The sequence below is a fragment of the Rhodococcus sp. C-2 genome (assembly GCF_027854095.1).
Lineage (GTDB): Bacteria > Actinomycetota > Actinomycetes > Mycobacteriales > Mycobacteriaceae > Rhodococcus_F > Rhodococcus_F qingshengii.
Map to the genome: position 1 here is coordinate 1 of NZ_JAQGFI010000023.1, position 20,199 is coordinate 20,199.

20 protein-coding genes are annotated in these 20,199 nt (G+C 61.9%); 5 read left to right on the forward strand and 15 right to left on the reverse strand.

The features are described from left to right. The first annotated feature begins 92 nt into the window (after nt 1-92). Together PCS43_RS31545 and PCS43_RS31550 are read left to right on the forward strand one after the other, a co-directional pair. Entirely contained in the window at nt 93-521 is a 429-nt protein-coding gene (locus PCS43_RS31545) for a hypothetical protein (protein WP_270923208.1), read from the forward strand. Between the two features lie 193 nt (nt 522-714). Then, nucleotides 715-960 carry a hypothetical protein gene (locus PCS43_RS31550; RefSeq protein ID WP_064075217.1) on the forward strand — a complete coding sequence of 82 codons (246 nt, stop codon included), beginning with the start codon at nt 715-717 and terminating at the stop codon, nt 958-960. A gap of 14 nt (nt 961-974) precedes the next feature. Here PCS43_RS31550 and PCS43_RS31555 read toward each other — a convergent pair whose 3' ends face one another. The 5 genes from PCS43_RS31555 to PCS43_RS31575 all read right to left on the reverse strand — a co-directional run bounded on the left by PCS43_RS31555 (nt 975) and on the right by PCS43_RS31575 (nt 4,542). Further along, nucleotides 975-2,261 (reverse strand): hypothetical protein, encoded by a 1,287-nt coding sequence (locus tag PCS43_RS31555; protein ID WP_064075218.1) that lies wholly within the window; start codon nt 2,259-2,261, stop codon nt 975-977. Nucleotides 2,262-2,688: 427 nt separating this feature from the next. Further along, complete coding sequence (locus tag PCS43_RS31560) at nt 2,689-3,012, reverse strand: hypothetical protein (RefSeq protein WP_231915149.1); 324 nt, start codon at nt 3,010-3,012, stop codon at nt 2,689-2,691. Beyond that, complete coding sequence (locus tag PCS43_RS31565) at nt 3,009-3,563, reverse strand: hypothetical protein (protein ID WP_064075220.1); 555 nt, start codon at nt 3,561-3,563, stop codon at nt 3,009-3,011. Before PCS43_RS31565 ends, PCS43_RS31560 begins: the two co-directional genes overlap by 4 nt. Beyond that, entirely contained in the window at nt 3,560-3,955 is a 396-nt protein-coding gene (locus tag PCS43_RS31570) for a hypothetical protein (RefSeq protein ID WP_064075221.1), read from the reverse strand. The genes PCS43_RS31565 and PCS43_RS31570 overlap by 4 nt, the downstream gene beginning before the upstream one ends. Beyond that, complete coding sequence (locus PCS43_RS31575) at nt 3,952-4,542, reverse strand: hypothetical protein (RefSeq protein ID WP_156525075.1); 591 nt, start codon at nt 4,540-4,542, stop codon at nt 3,952-3,954. Before PCS43_RS31575 ends, PCS43_RS31570 begins: the two co-directional genes overlap by 4 nt. A gap of 296 nt (nt 4,543-4,838) precedes the next feature. Between PCS43_RS31575 and PCS43_RS31580 the strand changes: the two genes are divergently transcribed. Then, nucleotides 4,839-5,429, forward strand: a complete 591-nt coding sequence (locus tag PCS43_RS31580) for a helix-turn-helix domain-containing protein (protein ID WP_064075223.1) — start codon at nt 4,839-4,841, stop codon at nt 5,427-5,429. Beyond that, nucleotides 5,422-5,790, forward strand: a complete 369-nt coding sequence (locus PCS43_RS31585; protein WP_033236844.1) for a hypothetical protein — start codon at nt 5,422-5,424, stop codon at nt 5,788-5,790. The genes PCS43_RS31580 and PCS43_RS31585 overlap by 8 nt, the downstream gene beginning before the upstream one ends. On the opposite strand, the gene PCS43_RS31590 is transcribed toward PCS43_RS31585, so the two are convergent. The 10 genes from PCS43_RS31590 to PCS43_RS31635 form a co-directional block, all read right to left on the reverse strand. Next, nucleotides 5,747-6,766 carry a DUF6545 domain-containing protein gene (locus PCS43_RS31590; protein WP_064075224.1) on the reverse strand — a complete coding sequence of 340 codons (1,020 nt, stop codon included), beginning with the start codon at nt 6,764-6,766 and terminating at the stop codon, nt 5,747-5,749. The two genes, PCS43_RS31585 and PCS43_RS31590, sit on opposite strands and share 44 nt — an antisense overlap. Beyond that, the gene (locus tag PCS43_RS31595; protein WP_156525076.1) at nt 6,763-7,347 is read right to left on the reverse strand and encodes a hypothetical protein; all 585 of its coding nucleotides are present in this window, start codon (nt 7,345-7,347) and stop codon (nt 6,763-6,765) included. Before PCS43_RS31595 ends, PCS43_RS31590 begins: the two co-directional genes overlap by 4 nt. Then, the gene (locus PCS43_RS31600; RefSeq protein WP_064075225.1) at nt 7,299-8,192 is read right to left on the reverse strand and encodes a nucleoside hydrolase; all 894 of its coding nucleotides are present in this window, start codon (nt 8,190-8,192) and stop codon (nt 7,299-7,301) included. The genes PCS43_RS31595 and PCS43_RS31600 overlap by 49 nt, the downstream gene beginning before the upstream one ends. A gap of 237 nt (nt 8,193-8,429) precedes the next feature. After that, nucleotides 8,430-9,020 (reverse strand): hypothetical protein, encoded by a 591-nt coding sequence (locus PCS43_RS31605; protein ID WP_064075226.1) that lies wholly within the window; start codon nt 9,018-9,020, stop codon nt 8,430-8,432. Beyond that, complete coding sequence (locus PCS43_RS31610; RefSeq protein ID WP_064075245.1) at nt 9,017-10,618, reverse strand: peptidoglycan DD-metalloendopeptidase family protein; 1,602 nt, start codon at nt 10,616-10,618, stop codon at nt 9,017-9,019. The genes PCS43_RS31605 and PCS43_RS31610 overlap by 4 nt, the downstream gene beginning before the upstream one ends. Next, on the reverse strand, nt 10,618-11,415 hold the full coding sequence (locus PCS43_RS31615; protein ID WP_064075227.1) for a hypothetical protein: 798 nt from the start codon (nt 11,413-11,415) through the stop codon (nt 10,618-10,620). Before PCS43_RS31615 ends, PCS43_RS31610 begins: the two co-directional genes overlap by 1 nt. A 1-nt stretch (nt 11,416) precedes the next feature. Then, entirely contained in the window at nt 11,417-13,552 is a 2,136-nt protein-coding gene (locus tag PCS43_RS31620) for a hypothetical protein (RefSeq protein ID WP_231915148.1), read from the reverse strand. Continuing rightward, nucleotides 13,549-16,581 (reverse strand): ATP-binding protein, encoded by a 3,033-nt coding sequence (locus PCS43_RS31625; RefSeq protein WP_064075228.1) that lies wholly within the window; start codon nt 16,579-16,581, stop codon nt 13,549-13,551. The genes PCS43_RS31620 and PCS43_RS31625 overlap by 4 nt, the downstream gene beginning before the upstream one ends. Continuing rightward, nucleotides 16,581-16,985 carry a hypothetical protein gene (locus PCS43_RS31630; protein ID WP_054801789.1) on the reverse strand — a complete coding sequence of 135 codons (405 nt, stop codon included), beginning with the start codon at nt 16,983-16,985 and terminating at the stop codon, nt 16,581-16,583. The genes PCS43_RS31625 and PCS43_RS31630 overlap by 1 nt, the downstream gene beginning before the upstream one ends. A 48-nt stretch (nt 16,986-17,033) precedes the next feature. Further along, nucleotides 17,034-17,345, reverse strand: a complete 312-nt coding sequence (locus PCS43_RS31635) for a hypothetical protein (protein ID WP_046380314.1) — start codon at nt 17,343-17,345, stop codon at nt 17,034-17,036. Between the two features lie 681 nt (nt 17,346-18,026). Here PCS43_RS31635 and PCS43_RS31640 point away from each other — a divergent pair. Then, nucleotides 18,027-20,102: an FtsK/SpoIIIE domain-containing protein gene (locus tag PCS43_RS31640; RefSeq protein ID WP_331712746.1), complete on the forward strand. Its 2,076-nt coding sequence runs from the start codon at nt 18,027-18,029 to the stop codon at nt 20,100-20,102. Nucleotides 20,103-20,199: the final 97 nt, after the last annotated feature.

A 20,199-nucleotide genomic window follows, 5' to 3' on the forward strand; every position in this document is an offset into this window, starting at 1 on the left:
CACCCGCTGAGCCCGACGAATCAAGCGAAACGGAGGTCGCCTGAAACACCCTCATCCACAGGTCTTGACAATATCTCATCACCGGATTCTTGGTGTGGAAAGCGAATACTGGAGCAACCGATCAGTGTGAGCTGCAGGCTAAACGTGAAGAGTGGTGGCGGCGGTTTCAGTACGCCGCTGAGCTTGCTTTGGACGAGAGTAACGAGCGCCGCGCCAACATCGGTGTTCTGATGGTGCGGGAGATGGTGACCAGCACTCTTGCTGGTCCGGATGAGTTGGCCGCTGCGGACGTCATTCTTGATGAAGTGCTCGCATTGGGCGATACTGACAGTGAAGACTCTCCAGGATCAGTCATGACGGACTCGACACCACAAGGCGCGGCGCATGTAACTGAAGCGCAGATCAATGCGGCGCGGACCAAGTTGTTCATCGACAAGAAGTTGAAGAGGGCGTCGAAGCCTCAGATCAAGCGGTTGGCTCAGCCCAAAACCAGTGGTGAGCGGCGCCTCATCGCCAGCTGACCTCTCAATTCAACGCTCGGCCGGCAATCCGGCCGCATCCTGAAAAGAACCAACGCCGCCCCGGTTCCGGGACGGCGTTGGTGTTGTCTGTAGGGCCTTTGCTCTGACGCCGTCACCGCCTACCACGGTACTTCCGTCGCGAGTGTGTGACGGATGGTGCGCGCGAGTGGGTGTGGTCGGGGAGAATCCGTGAATGAACGAACAGAACGGCCGAACCAATAGCGCGACGGGTGTTGGCTCTCGGGTCAAGGTCACTGTGCCCGGTCCTGACAGCGGCGGCGTGGCATATACCGGTGTGGTGATCGAGGACTACGCGAGCATGGTCATCGATTCGGAGTCGGTGGGGCGCGATTGGGCCCCAGTACATCGGTGGGCGATCGCACTCGATGACGGAAGACTGGTCTTTGCCGATGACGAAGATCTTGCGGCCGCCGACTGATGGATAGCTCGGGCTCATGCGGGCGTTCTCGTCGAGAACTGCTCCCGCAACTGCCGCATGATCTGGGCACGAGTGTGAGCGTGAGCGACATGTGAGTCCCGCTCCCGCGTCTCGCGGTGTCGCGCTGCTTGTTCGGCTAGACGAGTTTGATCGTTTTGACGGGAACGTTCTGTCGGGGAGAGTTTCGACCAGTCGATGTGTGCCAGTCTCCAGCGTAGGAACGCGGTGGGTCGTGTGAGTTGTGTGGGCCATACCCAGCCTCGAGTTTGGGTGTCTGCGGTGAGTTCACGTGCGATGTCGCGACCGGTCCATCGGGCGGGGGCGATGCCAGCTCGGTCGAGGACATCGCAAATCTGGCCCACGTGCCTGCCCGTTTTCAGCGCGGGAATGTGGGCGATCAGTTGGGCTGCGGTGCGTTGCAACTCGATTGGTCGTGGTGTGGAACTTTGTGTGTTCTTCGGCTTGCCCGCTCGCGTGTGCGCGTGCGTTGGTGAGAACTTGAATACAAGAGATGGAAGAACAAATCCCCCAGAGGGGGATAGGGGGCCACGACCGCTCGGGTGTGGAGAAGTCCGCGGCGCTGTGCGGGCGCGGTGCGCGGCGGTGCGAAGTGTTGCGCGAGAGGGCTTTCTGGACTTCTTGAAGGGCGCGGTGATGGTTGTGACAGCAGCGCGAGGGGAGGTCAGTGCCCAGACGGACGCTGCACGGAACTGCCTGTGCCCGTGGTGCGCTTCTGCGGCCGTCGATTCGAGGGTGGTGAGGTAACGGCCTCGTTCTTGTTCGACGGCCATGCCGAGGGCGCCCAGGACGCGCCTGGCTCGTTTGACGACAGTAACGCTGACTCCGGCGCGGTTGGCGATGGTCTCGCGGGAGGCGGTGACGCCGCGCCCGGTCTTTCCCTCTGCCAGGGAGGCATGTGTGACGGCGATAGCGAATGCTGCTTCGGTGCTGATGGTGTTTTTCTTGCAGAGTTCGGTGCCGGTGGGGGAGTTGAGCAGGGTTCGGACTTGGTGCTGCCATTGGGCACGGCTCGTCCAGATGGGGGTTCGGGCATGCTTGCCAGTGGTTACTGGCAGAGCCCAGGAGTTTCCTCGCTGCCCGCTTTCGGCGTTCAGCGTTTCGATGCGGGCGACGTTTTCGGTGGCCTCACGTACTGCTGTGGCCCATGCGTCGGTGTCTTCTGTCGTGCGTCTGGCAGCACTCGTGGCGGCGGCGTTGGTATGCGACGCGCCGAAAGTGCTGTTTTTGTGAACTGTTGTGCCTGGTTCAGGGTGTGCGCTACCCTGAGACAAGACCTGCACGGTTTTGTCCCTTCGGGGATATGCAGTACCGAAGTGGAAGCGGCAAACTTCTTCTTCACCAGTTACGACCGGAGCCCGGCCAGGCTCTCGTTTAGCTCGACGAACTTTGTTTCACAAACCCCCGCAAGGGGGTTTCGTCGTATCTGGGGTGGTACTGCGGCTATGGAGTTAGATATCGAGGTCGTTCACATGCGCGTACTTAGTGGTGTGCAAAAAGCCTTTCGGTAGATGGACATAGCCACCCCACATCACAGCCCGCGCAAGGACCTTTTTCGGGGAGCCACGCGGAGCCGGATTCAGCCGTCGGGGCAGCTCAAACACCGTTCCGGAGATGGTGTAATGCATCGTCATGAGTGAGCCTCGGACAGCGGAAACAGTGCTCCCACAACGCCTACCAGCCCGAGGGCCACAGTGAGAATCAGTGCCGTCATCGTTGACCAACTTCCGCGAGAGCTTCGCGAAGATCGAGGAGTCCTCGCAGCGCGATCGCGACTTCTCTGATCTGGTCGACCGAGGCTGTTTCGGGATCGCTCGCGACGAGGTTGGTGACGTCTGTGAGGGTGCTGTACGCGAGGCCGTCGCGGGAGCCGGCGAGCATGTCGATGGTCTCTCGAATGATGGTTTCGGCGAGTCGCCGGACTTCTTCGGTTTCGTTCCCTGCGGGGGAGTTGATGCTGCTTTCCCTCAACAGTGAGTTCGCGACGGTGGTGATCATGGAGTCGATGACGCGGGAGCGGTAGATGGTGGTCATGATGCAACGCCTAGATATTCTGTTTGGACGGTGATCGTGGGCGGCTGTGCCCAGTGCTCGACAGCGGCTGTGATGGTTGAGCGGGCGGTATTGGCATCCTGGGCGTTGATGATCGCGGTGAAGGCGGATGCGGCGGCCTCACTGCCGGAGACGTCGAGTCCTTCGCAATGGTCGAGTCCATCAGTGATGAGGTCGATGGCAGCGCTGAGTGCTTCCCAATGGCCGGTTGTGCCTGGAGTGTGATCGGCTATCTGTTCTTTCGCGGGCAACTGCTCGGCGGACCACAATTCACGCAAGTTCAGGGGGTGGATTGCATTGGCTGTCAGCTGGCAGAGCCGGGCGACCGGCACACAGACGTCGTCGATGCCGTCGACGATCGCAGCCATTCCCCACGTCGGATGCGTAAGAAGGTCCGCCAACCACAGCCACCGATCGGCCGCCAGACCGGTGGACGCCGGGGAAGTTAGTTCTCCACTGCTCAATCCGAACACGATCTCGGAAAGAGGACGTCTTCCGTCCTCGAGTTCGCACAGCAGTCGGTCGGCACTCATACCAGGGACTCCGATCCGGTGGCACCGACCGCACGGGGTACGAGCCTTGCGCACAGGGGGAGATCGCTGTATCCCAGGTGCAATGGCATAGGGACCGGCGAGTGCGTGGGCTCGACCGTCAAAAGTCCGTGTGCATCGATCAAATCGTGGGCGCTGAGTACGGCTCGGGAATCGACATCGATCAGGCCGTAAATGTCGGGCGAGTCGTTGACCTGTGGAGTATCGCGAACAAACGCACGCCTACTGCGGAGCCGTCCGGTGACTTCCACGAGTACCCACCGACGGTGATAGCGGTCCCGAACGGGTACGTGACCTGCGGAATCTGCAAGCATTAGGTACGCACCCCATACCGCGTCGAAGGTCTCGACGATCAATGTCGGCGTTTTGTTCATGCTGCTGCACCCGACCGCTGAGGCGAGGTCCGCTTGGCTGAGCTGGAGCGACCGTCGCGGCGAGCGATGAACTCTTTGAGGAAATCGATGCGGATTTCAGTTCCGAACTCGTCGTAGGGAATTGCTGCCCAGATCATTGAGCTGGGCGGGCGGCCGGTCGCGAACTCATGAGCTGCAGCGATCTGACACATCGTCAGTAGCGGGCAGGTGGTGCAGGTGCCGATGGCAGCGAGTGCGCCTCGATGAGTGGTTTGATCCATATCCCACAGCGCCGGATTCGCCTGACACGGCCGCTGCTCGCGTGCGATCATCCGCGCGTCGGCGGCGGGGGAAAGTGGGCGCGGGTGGGGTGTGATCGAGAACTCGCCCCGACGATTGAACTCCTTGCGGACACATCGCAATGTGGGGCAGTCGATCAGCTCGTCGGTGTAGACGAATCCACAACGCGCGCAACGCCCGCCACCCGGGACTGGGCAGTGCTGCGCAGCGATACGAAAGAGTTGATCCGATGACGAAGCGTGGAGAACATTCGCCTGACCTCGCGTTTGGATCTTCTTAACGTGCGGAGCGTCAGCTAACCTGGGCATAGCAGAACTCGCTTTCTGCGTAGAGGAAACCGCTGGACGGGCTGTAACCCGTGTGGCTTGGTCCCCTGGCCGTTGGAGCGGCTGGGGGACTCCTTTTCATCTCGTTTCAATCATCTGGCGGGACGGTTGCCTTTGGGCGTTCGACTCGCTGCTAGCACTTACGTAAAGCGCACATATTGATGTTGTGAACATATCTAATGCACATACGTTTACGCAACACTTATATAGTTGAATATGTGATGACGTGTGAAGCGACAGTTTCAAGCAATTGGGTTTTCTTTAAGTACGCTGCTCCCATGCCCGATATGCAGCAGTTCGCCGACGTGGTCCACGTGCGTCGACGACAGTTGGGCCTGAGCCTTGCTGCAGTCGCTGCACAGGGTGGCCCATCTGAACCGACGATGGTGCGGATCGAGAGTGGCGAGTCGCCCCCTCTCCGAATGGCCACGTTCTCCAAACTGGACCGTGTACTGCAGTGGACTGAGGGCAGTGCGGCCACTGCCTACGAAGGTGGCCACCCGACACCGCGCGGATCGGAAGTCGTGGGTGCCCCCGCCGGTGAAGTTGTTATTTCATATTCGGCGTTGGGTGATTTCGTTGAGGTGAGTGCGGAACTTAGGCGATTGGCCGATGAGATCGACAACTCTGAACTTTCGGACGTAGTCGACCGGTTGCGTACTCTCATCTCGCCACATATCGGCAAAGTAGCGTCAGCGATGCTCCGCAGCCAGGGTGAAAGCGGCCATGTCAGCCCCGCCTGGGTTGCCCAAGCGCTTGAGGATTTCTGGGCAGTGCCGCCGGACGACATCACTCCGGCGCGCACGAACGCCAACAAGCGACGTCGCGCATTGGCTCGGGAACTAAGACGGGAGGAGAGCGATGATTGAGGAAGTCACCACCAAGCAGAAAGTCGAGCTTCTGCTGAGTGTGACCGGCTTGAGTAGTGGAGAGGTCGCGCAGGCTCTCGGGTGCTCCGAAGCGCAGCTCCGCGCCGGAGACCTCACGGCCGAACAGCAACAACATTTTGTTGATTTCAGTGAGGTTTTCAAAAGCAGCAGCACGGCCAACGCCACCTATTTCGGGGTTTCTGGAGAAAATGAGGCGTACACAGAGCTGCGGTTATTGCAGGTGCTTGTTGCCGCCGGACCGGAATGCGTGATGTTGCGAGGTTCTGCCAACGCCAGCCAGCGCAAGGCGCTTCTTGTCAGCCTTGAAGGGATTTCGCATCCCACCGCTTCGCAAGATTGAACACGTCACGAGCGCTGATGTGCGTCTCTGCGAGAAGCTCGGATCGGTTGCCGTCGAGATTGCGTTCCAGAAGATCAGAGCGGGTGGCTGTTTCGGGATCAATTCCTAGTTCGTAGATGGCATCGATGCACTCGGTGATCATCCGGACAACCCGGGCGTCAGGCTCGAAGTGCCGCATATCGAACTTCACACCTGGTGCCGCATCAGTGAGGTCTTCCCATAGTCGTCTTAGCTCTGTGACGTTAACGGCGGATCGAACAGACGACCGCTCTGCCGTGCGTCGGATTACGGCGGCAGAACCCACGAGTGCGACAACCAAGGTGAAGTACGCAAACAGGTTGCCATTTGTGTTTCGCTGCAATTGCTCGGCAGGACCGATGTCACCAGTCGCTGCCCGCACGGCGTACCAAAGCAGACTTATTGCATTGAGGCCTGTCGCCAGAAAGAGCGCAGCTGTCGCCGCGGCCGGCGCAAGCAGCCCCGCATGTGGCTTGTCGGTTCGAATGGCAGCGGCGAGGACTATCACTGCGTAGACCTCGAAGACCACGATCGCGCCGGCGTAAATGGTGAAGTAGGACAGCGAGAACACCTCAGGATCGACGGATTCGATGACCTGCGCCCGATTGCCGGCAAAAGCATCAAGAGATGCCAGACCGACTGTCGCGGCAACGAGGCCGAAGATCAGAAGCCCTGGCCGAAGCCGTCCTACCGCGCTGGCAGCCGCCCATGCAGCGGCGGCCGCGGCCGCTACACAGAGAATGTGAGCTATCAGTCGGACGGCCCGGGCGTCTATCGCTGAGGTCAGTACATCGTTGATCGGTCCGAACTTCAGAGTGTTCACTGCGGTGAAGCACAGAATCAATACGGTGACAATCTGCGCATGCCGTGTGCGTACCAGCACAAATCGAGCGGAAACAACGAGCCAGGCAAAGACAAGGATGGCAAGATCAATCGAAAGTGGGAGGTGGTTTCTCATCGGCTTCCATACGCTTGAATCATGTTGTTGGCACAAATTACCTGTACCGAGCTGCGCAGAGCCTCGAAGTCGAGATCATCGAAAAGCGTCAAGAGTAGGAGCTTTGTCGCCAGATACTCGGCACCATGTTCTGTGGTCGTGTCGTAGTCAGTGCGTTTGAGGGCGTTTTTCAACAGTGCCGGTGACAATGACGGAAACCATGCGCTGAGCATCTGGTCGTCTAAGACTTCGGTCATTGCACAGCTGTGATCGAGAAGGATGTGCGCGAGTTCGTGACAGATGATCAATGTCGCGCGCCAGGATCCCGTCCTGTGGTCGTAGAACACATAGTCGACATTGTTGCGAGCGCGGAGCAGGAATCCGGAAGGGCGATCTTCTACTTCGGTGACCGGGAACGGAACTAGAACGACGGTTCTGCCAGTGCGATCGAAACAAAACTGACGCAGGTCGTCGATGGTGACGACTTGCCGTTTCATTGCTTGAGCAACGATCCGACGGGCCTTCAGTCGGGTGAGTTGCTTTCTTATTCCTGTCATGTCGCACTCCTGAGCATTGCGCGGACGGAGTCCGGGGCTATCCATTCCGCGACCTCATGCGGTCCGGTACCCACCCTGCGTAGCACCGGGCCTTGGCCTTCGTCGAGGACAGTCATGCGGCCGGTAACGGTCGACAGGCCTGCCCTGAGAGGGTCGACTAGGCAGGCAGCGGTGACGCCGTCGTGTGCCGGGACTTTCCACAGCACCTGAGCGTTGTATCCGTACGTACCGCCTCGTTGGACCCCATATGCGTGGTGGATACGGCGCAGCGAGCCGCCGAGAGTGCCTTCACCGAAATCTCCGTCCTCGAGGAGGACTGCGCGGGTGACGTCGATTCCCACCCAGACCACCGGAAGCGCAGAATCCGCGACAGTCTGCGTAGCTCGAGGATTGTGGCGGGTATTGGTATCTCCTACCTCGTTCAGCCAATCGTCGCGGTTCTGTCCGTGGCCGGCCATGACCACCACACGGGCCAATAACTCGGGTAGCTGAGGTTCGAGCGTGAGTGCAGCTGCCAAATTGGTCAGTGGGCCGATACACAGCACTTCCGCCTCGCCGGCATGGTCTCTGGCGAATTGCACAATCCTCTCAGCTGCACCTTGCGGGCCAGTCCAGGAAGGCCGAGGCTGCTCGGTGTCACCGAGCCCGTCAGAGCCGTGCGCATCACCGCGCTGCCACGAAGCCTTCGGAGGGGAACCGGCGACAACAGGAATGTCGATCGCGCCGGCCATATCCAAGATGTACTTCGCATTGGATGCGGCTTCGGTCGCTGTGCAGTTGCCCCACGTGGATACCACGCAAGCGAGAACAATGTCCGCGGTGTGCGCGACGTAACCGAGCGCAAGTGCGTCGTCGACGCCACAGTCGGTATCGACAAGAACGTATCGCAAACTGACCCCGCATCGTTTGAGCTGTCTCTGTGCTTGCTTATCGCTAACGTAGTCGTGCTACGTGTCCATGTTTTTGTGTGATCGGGTCAGAATATCGGACATATGGGATCCCGTCGTAGTCCCGGACTGACCCGCGGGTCAGTACAACCGGGCCGTCTCGACAACCTTCCACGCGATGCATCATGAAGAACTAACGAAGAAACCCCTGGTCATACTCGCCGTCGAGCATTGCACTGATCAGTACCGGATGTTGTCGATGAGCCACTCTCCACCATGTTTGGTGAGGGTGATCCATACGGTGGTTTCCGTTGTGAGCGTGGTGGTCTCGTCGTCGGCAATTGCGGTTTGGTGGATGCTGGCCACGCGGTGAATGAGGATGTCGGTATCGGGTGGGCAGCCCGAGCACCCCACGCTCACGTCAGCGACAATTTTTGCGTTGTCCGACGCCCACTGACTCCATTGTGCGCCGGGGCCACGCCCGGCATCGACGTCGACGAGCAGCGAGGCGGCCAGGGGCTCGGTGAACCACTTCCGTGCGCGTGCATAGGCATCGGTGGGGCTGCTATCGGTAGCCGGATACCACGTGAACGCGACGGAGAGTGCTTGACGCACAGTGTCTTCCGCTGCATCGGTATCCGGATTCGACGAGACATCGACGACTGCGGGCGATGTCACCGTTGTTGTCGTGACCGTGGACGGTGTCGCCGAGGTATGTCTGGGTGCCGCGGTGCCAGTGTCCTTGCCGCCGAAGTCGGAGAACAAGAACACCATCCCTACAATGATTGCTGCGGCTACGCCCAGAAGAGCAAATGTGCGTGTGTTGCTCATATGACCCTCCGGGCTTTCATATCGTTCTGCAGCGGAGCTTGTTTGACGATGTCCCCGGTGGTGGGGGCGTGGATCATCTGGCCGTTTCCGATCGCGATTCCGACGTGGCCGGGTCCAGATCCTGACCATGCGCCGAATACCAGGTCGCCGGGTTGTGCTTGGCTGATGGGGATCTCGACTCCGACGGACCATTGCTGCTCCGACGTGCGAGGCAAGGTGACCGTGTTCCCGCTGCCTGTGTAGATGGCGTAGCTGGTTAGTCCGGAGCAGTCGAAGCCGCCGCCGGTCGGTCCTCCGGTTCCGCCGCCGCCCCAGACGTACGGGGTACCGAGGTATTGGCGTGCAGCCTCGACGACCTGCGCACCGGAAGCAGAGCCAGGGGAGACGACCAACTCTCCGCTACCTCCAGGTGCCGCAAATTCCGCTTCGTAGGCAAGAACTTTCGCGACGTACGGCTGTGTCTGGGTGGTGTAGTCACCGCCGCTGGGCATGCCGCCGGCGTTCTTGACCGCGCCTTCACCCGCGTTATATGAGGCGATGTAGAGCGATTTCGGATCGCCTGTGACGGATCCGTCGGCGAGCCACCCGTCGACCTGCGCTGCGATGGCGCAGAAATACCGGCCTTGAGCCATGATCGCGTCCCCGTCGTCCCAGATCGAGGTCGTGCCGTTGCCGTCGTCGTCCCGGCCGTAGGAGGCGAACGTAGGGTCCATGAACTGCGTGATGCCCTTCGCGCCGCTCTTGGAGGTCCGACCACGCACGAGCCCGGATTCTGCCTTCGCATCCGCAGCTAACAGCGACGGTGTGATCTGCGGGCACAGCGACCCGGCTTTGCGGAACCACGGTTCCATCTCGGGAGGAACCGATCCGGCCTTGAGGTCACCGCCACCTGCCACACCGAAGCCGGCGCAGTCGATAGACCATGACGATGCCGCCAGCTCAATAGCAGGCGCGCTGCTGCCCGTTTCATCTGCGGGAGAGGGCGCGCCGCCGAGTTTGGTCATCGGATCGACGGCTGTTCCGCCCTGCAACCGTCCACCTTCCCAGTACTCGAAATGCAGGTGCGCGCCAGTGGATTGGCCGTTGTTTCCGATGTTCGCGATGTGATCACCGGCTGTGACCTGCTGGCCTTCCTTGACGAGGACGCCGTCGTCGAACATGTGGCCGTAGACCGTGCTCACGGGCTTGCCGTCGACGAGCGAATCGAGCACGATCCAGTTCCCGAACCCGGAGGCAGGCCCGCCCTTGACGGCGACGCCGTCAAGGGCAGCGTAGATCGGTGTCCCGACGGGCCCGGCGAAGTCGACCCCCTTGTGTTCGGTTCCCCAGCGAGGCCCGAATCCGGAAGTAAACGTCGTCGTGCCGTCCTTGGTGGGCTGGGTGATCGGCCCCGATGCTTTCAGTTCCGTAGTGCCCGGCAGAGTTGCCGGACTTCGATCGGATGTCGACGATGTCCCGCAGCGTGATTTCTTGATCACCGGTTGTGCCGCGAAACCGCCACAAGCAGTGAGCGCGAGCGTGGTTGCGGCGGTGAGCAGGGACAGAACGATCCTCGTGCGAGTGGCGAAAAGGGGCTGTCGGGTACGCGTTTTCGTCATCACATCGCCCCCGGCAACGGGGTATCCAGATTGGGAATCGGGATCGGGCCGGGTGCCGGGATGGGAAGAAGTTCTTGCGAGGTCGACGGCGGCTGCGATGTGGTTGGCGCGGGGTTCTGAGGGTCCCGCGTGGGCGTCGTTGTGCTGTTCGGTTCCGTCGTAGTCGGGGTAGCGGTCGCGTTGAGTTCCGAATTATCGGAACTGGTATCGAGGGTCGGCAGAGGTGTGGTCACGACCCAGGGCCGCGTCCCGGATTCGCTCTGCACGAGGTGGATCTTCAATGCTCCGGCGGACGTGGGCACAGTCACTGTCGTCGCGTTGGGCCCGTCTGCAGGCGCTGGTGCCGTGTGTGTCGGGCCGGTGATCGCTACGGCAACGGTTGGGCGGGCGGCGCGAAAGTTCGGTGTCAGTGCGCCGTCAGGGACCAGCACTGCGAGTGCGGAAGCCCAGGCGTCGGCAGTTGCGGCGTGATCGGTGTAGAGGTGCGCGTATGTCATCGCTGTCGCTTGCGCGCTCGACGCGACGTCGGCGTTCGACATCGCAGCGGTGTGCGCTTGCGTGACTTCCTCGCTTGCATCCGGCGCACTCGGAGGCTGGGTGGTGTCCGTGATCTCGAGGCTGGACGCTGCGGTTGACGGTGATTCGGCAGTCCTCGTCGTTTCCGGTGTTCCGGGGATCTGGCCGAGTACGACGAGTCCGGCGAAGACACCGACGATGGAGATTGCAAGATTCGTTCGTGAGTAGAGGGCCCACCGACGAATCGGGGTCAGGATTGGGTTTTGGCCGATTGCGGGCATTTTAGTTCGACCTCTCCCGATCGACGGCAGGCCGCGCCGGCGGAGTCCACACTGATGAGGTGGGTGGGCGCGCACTTCTTCGAGATGAATCGCTGGAGCCGGACATGCCTCCGGTAGTCGCGGCTTCGGGGGCTCTGTGTTCGCTCGACATGGGGGTGGGTGTGAATACCTTCATCGGCGCGATGACCGAGCTGGTTCCGCCGTTCCATTCCTCGTCGACCGACGGACGTTGTGGAGCCGGCCTGAGTCCTCGGCTGCGCTCTTCATGGAGGTCGGCCTCGGTACGGGAATGTCCGTCGTGGCCGCGACGGCGCGGCCAATCAGTGCCGTCATCTGCGGTGTTGTCGGAATCGGTACCGATTCCAACAGAGGAGATCCCAGCTTTGGGTCGCAGTGCTGCCGCACCTGATGCGGCAGCGAGCCCGGCGATACGTGCATCGCGCTCGCTTTCGCGTCCGAGGGAGGTGCCCGGTATTCGGTCGGAGGCGGTACGGGCGGCAGCGCGGGCATTGTCGGAGTCTTGCTGACGTCGGGCGATGAGTCCGCGGCCTTCGGGGCGCACCAGGGTGGTCTCGTCGTCGCCGTCGTTGTTGTCGCTGCTGCGGTGGAACGCTCCGACTGTCTTTTTCGCCATCGTCGTGGCAGGTCCACCGACGGCAAACGATGCGGCATCGAACGCTTTGTGTTTGATCGACGATTTCGCGCGGACAGCTTTGCGGTTGAGTGCACCGGCGGAGTTTTGTCGGAAGGTGCTCGAGATCCGTTTGAACGGGCGCATGATGAACCAGCAGATCAACGACAGAATCACCATGAACCACAGGCGCCACGAACCGTCGACCGAGCCGTTGTCGACGTAGTAGAGCTTGACGAGGGCAACGAGATACAGCGCCACGATCGTCGCTCCTGCGACACCCCAGAGGTAGGCGGTGCCGATCATCCGCATGACACGTTCGAGGAATCCTCCGGAGAGTACGACGAACGGAACCCACATCGGAGCGAACAGGATCGCGAATCGGATAGAAAGCAGCGCAACAATTTTCAGGATTGAGGCGCCGGACCACAGAAGTGATGGCAAACCGACCTTCATCATGGCCAGGAACCCGGTCGAGGTTCGGCCACTGTCCTTTCCTTGAAACTGGGTGTATGAAAGGTTCTGTGCGGAAAGGGGTTTGATGATCTCGTCCTGGAACCGCGCTGCTTTCGAATCGGCGAGTTCGTTCGCGGCCTCGGTGTCTCCCTTGACCCGTTCTTGCTCGTCGTAGGTGAAGGCGAGTGTGTCGCGGAGTTTGGGTTGGAGTTGCTGATCCGGCGGTACGCCGGATTCGTCGAAGTTCGGCCCGAACCAGCCTTTGGAGATGTCCGGCAGGAGAATTTTGTCCATGAGGATGTTGCGCGGATCGGTTTCCAGACCCGCCGCCTCGAACACTTCACCTTGGGTGCCGGTGATCAACTGCCCAAACGTTTCGTCCGCGACACTCATCGCCTTCTGTGGCGCTCCGACCATCAGCGCTCCCAATGTCACACCGGCGGCGGCGAGCATCACCGTCTTGGTGACAGCAGCCGCGTTGGACTTGAGCGCGTTCCACAAGATGACTGTTGCCCCGCACATCAATGCCAGGCCGATCCATTTTCCGTAGACACCGGATGTGCCAGTGGCGATGGAGGCGACGATCGTGTCGAACTGATCGAGCGCGGGAGTGATTCCGGATTGGGCTGCTTCGGTCCCGGACTTCGTTTGATCGTCGAGCCAGAACGCGATCGCGGCCAACGACTGCCCGACCATCAGAAACGCGTTGCCGGTGCTCGTGTCCGCGACAGCGCCGGGTGCGCGGACCAAGTCTTCACCGCATCCGAGGTCGTAGGTGTACCAACGTAATCCGGCCCACCCGTAGGTCTGGTAACCGGTGGGGTTGCCGTTGTGGGGTGGCTCGGTGGCGCTGTGGGAGTCGAAGACCGTGGGAAAGACTGCGTTCGGGAACTGCGGCGAGGGAGCTTCTTTGCAGTCGAAACCGCCCGCGTGCGCCATGCCCAACTGTGGGCCTACCAGTGAGATCACCACGATCGTGAATACTGCGAACAACCGGATGAGCTTTGCGGGCACGCCCAATGTCGGGACGTTCGGCGCAGCGTCGTTCACGGCGCACCACCGGACTTGATGGTTGCGCCTGCTCGTGGACGGGAGTCGAGGGCTTGAAAGACGTGCGCGAGGTGGGTGAAATTGGTCCAATCGCAGCGGACGATCTCGATGTCGTCGGCCATCTTCATCATGAACCGCCTAGCTTGGTCGACGTGCGAGGTGTCCGTGTCCGGGTCCAACGTGTCTTCGCCGCCGCCCCCGAGGTCGGCCAATGTCGCCTCGTATCCCTGCCCGGCCGGCAGGTTCAGCAACTTCAATGCGCCCTCGATAGCGTGTTCGTTCCCGCCGAGGTCTCCGATGATGACTTCGTATGTCAGCGCAGACTTGTCGTCGGTGCCGTCGACGCCGAGGTAGTCGTCGGGTAGCTGCGAGCACACCAGGGCACGCACGTTGAATTTGCGGCTGTCACGTGCGATCCGGAGATTCAGAGTGCGCCCCGCGCCGGTTTGTTCGAGGTACTTGTTTTCGTCGAGGAACAGGATTTTGCGGGCCTGTCGCGGCTTGTCGTAGATGAGCCGGTTGGCTTGCCACGCAGCCATATGCATCAGCGGCGCGGCCATCCGTTGTTGCGGTGTCCACTGCGAGGATGGGACTCCCTCTGGAGGGAGCTGCAAGCCGGGCATCGTCAGGATGGTCAGGCGCTCGTCGAAGGTAGTGTCGGCGTCGAAGCCGCCGAGTGTGCCGGGCTTGGGGAACAGCACCCGAGCTTCAGCGAGTTGGGACATCATGTGCAGTTTCTGATGAATGCTGCGGGCAGTCGTCTTGACCTCTGTGTCCTGTTCGTTTTCCGCCATTGCGGCGAGTTGATCGAGAACCTGACCGAGGTGATGTTCGGCGTCGCCGCCGACGTTGTGTGCTGCCGTGTGGAGGACACTTTCCGTCCATCGCTGCTCGACGTCCTTGTCGGTGAGCATCATTTTCAGCACCGACACAGCGCATTCCATGCGTTCTGCGGCAGCTGCACGCAGGTCCGCTTGGTACTGATCTTCCGCTGCTGCGGCCGGATCGGGATCGAGTGCGTAGTGCGAATGTGTGGGGGAGTATTCGGGGTCGTCGGGGTCCGGGTCGGCGATCACGCGGTACGGGTTGAGTGCGCCCGGACGTGAGCGCCCGGTCAATGCGTAGACCCTCGTGAACGGTGCCAGTTCCGGCAGTGTGGCAAGCCGGGCGAGCGGACCGGAGGGGTCGAGGATCACTCCGTAGGCGCCGGCGCGGACAGCTTGGTAGACCGTCATTCCGGCCAGGAACGTCTTGCCCGAACCGGGGACGGCGACGATCGGGGTGAGGCCGGATTTGTCTTTGTTCTCCGGGCCGGCGAAGCAGTTCCACACAGCTGGCCTCGGTGCGATCGACGCAGTCTGTCCGACGATCAGTCCTGTCCGGTCACCGATACGGTCTCCGACCGCCGCCATGCCGGCGGAGGCGTCGTAGACGCTCATGCGGCGCGCGTGTGCGATGTTCGCTTGCCGCTGGCCGGGAATGAACTCGCGGAGTAGTTGGTACTGCCCGTGTTCGTGCTCGAGGATGATGTGCGGGGAGTACATCTCCTGCAGGGTCGAGACCTTGCGGCGTACCTCGTCGGCGTTTGCTCCCACGACCGCCATCCGCCACCACCCCTTGACCCGGGTCGAGAGCCCCGAATGATCGTGTTCGAGATGCGTTTTGATCTTCTGCGCCGCCGCATGTTGTTCCTGCAATTCCGTCGGCGGGCTTTCGTCGTGTTCGACCGTGTAGTGCTTGAACTGGTTGGTGATCTTGTCGGTCACGAAGCGCATCGCGCGGGCGGTCGCGGTCTTCTCTTCGAGCGTGATGCGTTCGGACCATTCGAGAGGCTCGCCGGATCCGTCGCCGATCACCTGCCACGGCAACATTTGCTCCGGGATCGGCATTGGCGCCATCCGGCCGATCGTCAAGACGATCACGGCAGCGCTGTATCGGCGCCCGTCGACGAGACCGGAGACGGTGGTGAAGCCGTCGCCCGGGGTGAGCGAGAGATCGGCGAGGTCTTCGAGGGATGCGATGTCGGTGTCGGTCCAATCGCCGCCGCCTGAGATCACGCCGTCGATGTCGAGCGGGAGACCGATCGCCGCGGAGCGCCGCAACAGGTAGTCCATCTGCCCTGCGGTGGCCGGGCGTGCATCGGCTCCGCGGGCGGCCATGATCCGGGCCAGGGTCGCCAGATGCTCATCGAGCATGGTTGTTTCGCGGTCGAACGACTCGTCCGCCCACCGCGTTACGGCTGCGCCGATCTTGCCGAATCCGGACAGCCACAGGGCGAGGTAGTCGAGGCCCCTGCTCGACATCGAGCGCGGGGGTAATTCGATGCCCCAGTATCGGCCCTTGATCGTCGGTTCGGACCAGAGCATGCCGTGCTGCTGACCGCGCAGGTAGTCGTTCCACGAGAGCGCGCCGTCGACGTCGGGTAGGGGTGTGGCCCACTCGTGATGCGAGCGTGCCCATGCTCGGACCGGCCACGGCGCGCGGGTGAGCCGACGGTGCAGGTGTTCGACGCCCGCCTCGCGCAGGTTGGCCAGGATCAGCGCTTCGTCGCGTATGTAGCGTCGCTGCTTGGGTGTCGGGCGCATGTTCCACGGCCCGGGTGGCTGCACGAACCATGCGGTCGCAGTCCTCGGTGTGCGGGTGATGTGTCCTGCTGTGCCGCACAGTTCCAACTTCACGCTCTTGCGGTCTTTCGCGACGGTGCGGGCAGCACGTTCCTGGTCCTTGACGGTCTCGGACTTTTTCGTGCGGGCGGACTTACCGCTCCTGCCGCGCCCACGTCGTCGAACGCGACCTTTGTCGGGGATCTCGTCGGCGGTTGTGATGCTCGCGGCGTCGTCTGTCTCGACCGGTTCGGGCCCGGCCCACACATCGGGGGTGTGCGGCGGGTCAGGCTCATGACGATCCGGTGGCGCGGCGGTGCGCCCCGCCGCCCAGGACGGAGGCAGAGCGCCGGGCGGAACGACGGGAATGTGGCCGGTGCTGCGTGGGTCGAACAGAGACGCGACGTCGTTCTCGTGCGTGGTCATCAGATGTTCGCCTCACCGGTGGTAGCGCAATGGTTGTGGCCGCCAACGCCACGGCGAGTCCGATCCGGTGGTGGAAGGGTGATGTAGATGCTTTCGCCGGCCTTGGGTGGGCGCGGAGAGGTGAGGTCGTTATAGGCGGCTGTGATCACCGAGCGCAACGGCCGGTCCGCGCTGATGTACTTGGTGATCCGGCTCGACACCGCCACCGTCGAGACGACAAGAATCAGAAACGTGCCGTAGCTCAAGGAGAGGTGGAGGACGGATCGGGCGATGATGAACAGTACGAAGAACGTGCTCAGGCCCACGCCCACCGCCGAGTAGCGGATCGGCACAGGAAGTGTCTTGCCGGTCGGGCCCAGGTAGTGGTTGTCGACGCGGTAGATCAGGTCGTCGGTTTCGATCACGGGTGCTCCTCGGCGGTGAACTCTGATGCGGTTGGCGGTCAAGGATTTTCAGATGCCGAGCAACCCCAACGCCCACTGACCGAGGGCGTCTTGAGCGGATTGATTGGCTGCCAGCGCAACGAACAGCAGTCCGACCACCGAGAGTCCGCCGATCGTGACGACCTTCGAGACATTGCCCTTGAGTGCACCGAGGAGAAGCGCGCAGGCGATGATCGCGATGATGGTGACCGCACCGTTCGATCTGATCCAGCCGGTCAACCCCTCGGTGCTCGGCTCGGCGAGATAGGTGACCGTGGATTGGTGGACGGGCCGATAGGCGCTCTGTGCGATTGTGCTGACGGCGTGTGCGAGGGCAATCATCTTCGTCTCCAACGTGTGTGATTCTGCGGCGTCCCGCATGGGCGGGATGAGTGCAGACGGTAGGTAGCGCGGGCCCGGTTTCCAAAGTGACTGTGGATAACTCGCGCCACCGACCAAAATGGCGGTCGCCGAACATCGGATACGGCGGCGGCAGCGGAGCGATCGAACAGGTGCGGTGAGCGAGTTGTGTCTGTGGGTCGGCGAATTCACCTCGAACAAGCTGATCGAATGCTGCCGTGCGGGCGCGCCGAGCGTGTCGAGGGATCGCGGTACGAACAGCGCTCACAATGGCGGGCTGGGTGTACGCGGGACGGGGCGGGTGGGGCAGGCGTCCGAACGAGCGCCCCTGGCGGGGGTCACTCCCCCCTCCGTTCCTCCGGGGGGAGTGTACTTGCTGAAATTGCGTCGCGCACAGTCAGTTTCGAGGGTGCTCGAGTATTGCCAGATCAGACGCTACGGCGAGCGATCTCGCACTCACTGACCTGGCCGCTTCTGCGAGCGGTACGGCTTGGCTCGTTGACCGTTCGGAAGAGTGCTCTCCGAACGCCTTTGAGAGCGCTCCGACATGCGCTTCGAAAAATAGTTATCCACAGTCACATTGCATGGAATTTTCGCCCCTCGTAGCGTCTGCCCTGACACCCCGCGAACGTCGCGGTAGCGGTGAACAGAAGGGGGAGAATGATGGCGGAACCAGATCCGATCCGCGACTTCATCGCTGACCTGTTCGTCGACGTGTTCGCTGGCGACAAGAAACGTCCGACCGTCGACGGCATCGACGACCTGACAGCGCGCCGCTTCCGCCCCGTCTCCCCATTCTTCGCCGCCCTGGCCGCACTGGCCTACATCGCACCGGATCTCGCTACACAACTCCCAGTCGAGAGCTTCGCGAAGATCGTTGCCGTACTCGATCGCGTGCACAGCGCCGCAGGCCCGCTGATCGCGATCACCATCGCCGCGGCCGTGCTCGACACCGGCCGGTTCCACTCACACCGCCACCGCGTCACCGTGGCCGCCCAACTGCGCCAAACCACCGGGCACAGCGCACTCGCGGTGCGCGTGCCGATGCTCTCGCGGCGCTCAGCGATCAAGTCCGCACGCATCAAGCTCCCGGTCGGCGCGGTCATCCGCCCGAAGCAGATGGAAGAGTTCACAGCGGCAGTGGCGAATAGTGTTCGCGGTTCGAAGTGGACGATGAACATCTCGCACGAAGCACACAAGAATCGGCTGATGATCGCGAGAGCGTTGACCGTGGCAGATCAGCGCAGCGTCCGACACAAGGCACTCGCCGGTTCACTCGAAGGCGCCTCGATCCTCAAAGACGCGAAGGTGAGCGTGCATTCGTACGGCGACGACGGAGTCGAGACCGGATACCGCATCGGGTTCACTCCCAACCTCAACAGCGGATCGGGGGCGTTTCAGTACCGCGTCAACGAAGCCCTGATCGCCATCGCCGGCGAACACGAATCCGGACAGAACTGGGACGTGCAATGGTCACCCGACGCGGGAGAATTGCTGCTGACCCTCAAAGCGCCTCTACCCACACGGGTATCGCACCCCGCACCCAGCGAGCTGACGTCGATCGCCAACCGCTATCTGCCGTACGCAACCGGGGCGGCCGGCACGGTGGCCTACTGGGACGTCTCGACCAAATCGAACAAGCCGCACTGCCTGATCGTCGGCCCGACCGGAGGCGGCAAAACCTCCGCCATCCGCACGATCTTGACCGAAGCATCCTTACGCGGAATCCCGTTCATCGGCGTCGACCCGAAAATGATCGAACTCGACGGCCTCGAGGGCTACCCCGGCTGCGGCGCGATCGTCTACGACCCAATCCGGGCAGCGATCTTCATCCGCGCGTTGCACGCGGAAATGATGGCGCGCAACCAGTACGTCCACGTGAAGAAAATCGAACCGTCCCAACTTCCGCTGTTGATCGCGGTCCTCGACGAGTTCTTCATCCTCTCCGCTGCGTGGACACGCCTGAAAAAAGATCCCGACGAGGAAACTCGTACCCTGATCGCCACGTTGGACCCCCTCGGAGCGTGGGCGGAACTGTCCGTGCTCGCTCGATCTTCCGGAATCCGTCTCCTCCTGGGGGTGCAGCGTCCGGACGCGTCGTTGTTCGGTGGGGCCTCGGGAAACGCGCGCGACAACTTCGGCACTCGCCTCTCGCTGGCGAACCTCTCCCAGGACGGTGCACAGATGGTGTGGGGTGACGCGCACCAAGGCCGCAGCATCGACACCTCGATCCCCGGCCGCGCCATGGCCACCGGCCCTGACGGAACACCGATGGAAGCGCAGGTGTGGTGGACACCGAATGTCGACCGCCACCCGAACAAGTGGAACCAACTCTCGGCCGCGGATATCGCGATCATCGACGCACTGCAACCCAGTAGAGCACCGGAATTCATGTGCTACTCACGAGAACTGCGCGAATTCCTCGAAACGGAAAGCGCGCTGGCGACGAAGAAACGCGAGCACGGAAGCGTGGCAGAACCCGTCCTCCTCGGCGATGTCCCGGTCGCCGATATCGCCGATGCGATACCCGCCCACGCACTCAAGCCGGGGACCACGATCTTGCTCACGGACGAGCACGGTGGCTCGGACATCGTCACCGTTGCCTCCGTCGACGCCAAACCCACCGGAACCACCATCACCATCGACACCGGTGGCCGTACCCGGGCCAAGGTGACTTTCGATCCGGGCGAAATCGTGCTTCTCGCGGGCGCCGATCATGACGCCGACTTCGCTGTGTAACCCGGCACAGCCAACTAGCCGAATTCGCGCCCAACCCCCCGCATCGACGCCGCGAACTGACCACAAACACCGATCTGTCCCACCGAGAGGAAACCAA

Coding starts and splice junctions, on each gene's coding strand:
- PCS43_RS31550 (WP_064075217.1), top strand. CDS start 715: ATGAACGAACAGAACGGCCGAACCAATAGCGCGACGGGTGTTGGCTCT.
- PCS43_RS31560 (WP_231915149.1), bottom strand. CDS start 3,012: ATGACCACCATCTACCGCTCCCGCGTCATCGACTCCATGATCACCACC.
- PCS43_RS31565 (WP_064075220.1), bottom strand. CDS start 3,563: ATGAGTGCCGACCGACTGCTGTGCGAACTCGAGGACGGAAGACGTCCT.
- PCS43_RS31570 (WP_064075221.1), bottom strand. CDS start 3,955: ATGAACAAAACGCCGACATTGATCGTCGAGACCTTCGACGCGGTATGG.
- PCS43_RS31575 (WP_156525075.1), bottom strand. CDS start 4,542: ATGCCCAGGTTAGCTGACGCTCCGCACGTTAAGAAGATCCAAACGCGA.
- PCS43_RS31580 (WP_064075223.1), top strand. CDS start 4,839: ATGCCCGATATGCAGCAGTTCGCCGACGTGGTCCACGTGCGTCGACGA.
- PCS43_RS31585 (WP_033236844.1), top strand. CDS start 5,422: ATGATTGAGGAAGTCACCACCAAGCAGAAAGTCGAGCTTCTGCTGAGT.
- PCS43_RS31590 (WP_064075224.1), bottom strand. CDS start 6,766: ATGAGAAACCACCTCCCACTTTCGATTGATCTTGCCATCCTTGTCTTT.
- PCS43_RS31595 (WP_156525076.1), bottom strand. CDS start 7,347: ATGGATAGCCCCGGACTCCGTCCGCGCAATGCTCAGGAGTGCGACATG.
- PCS43_RS31605 (WP_064075226.1), bottom strand. CDS start 9,020: ATGAGCAACACACGCACATTTGCTCTTCTGGGCGTAGCCGCAGCAATC.
- PCS43_RS31610 (WP_064075245.1), bottom strand. CDS start 10,618: ATGACGAAAACGCGTACCCGACAGCCCCTTTTCGCCACTCGCACGAGG.
- PCS43_RS31615 (WP_064075227.1), bottom strand. CDS start 11,415: ATGCCCGCAATCGGCCAAAACCCAATCCTGACCCCGATTCGTCGGTGG.
- PCS43_RS31625 (WP_064075228.1), bottom strand. CDS start 16,581: ATGACCACGCACGAGAACGACGTCGCGTCTCTGTTCGACCCACGCAGC.
- PCS43_RS31635 (WP_046380314.1), bottom strand. CDS start 17,345: ATGATTGCCCTCGCACACGCCGTCAGCACAATCGCACAGAGCGCCTAT.
- PCS43_RS31640 (WP_331712746.1), top strand. CDS start 18,027: ATGGCGGAACCAGATCCGATCCGCGACTTCATCGCTGACCTGTTCGTC.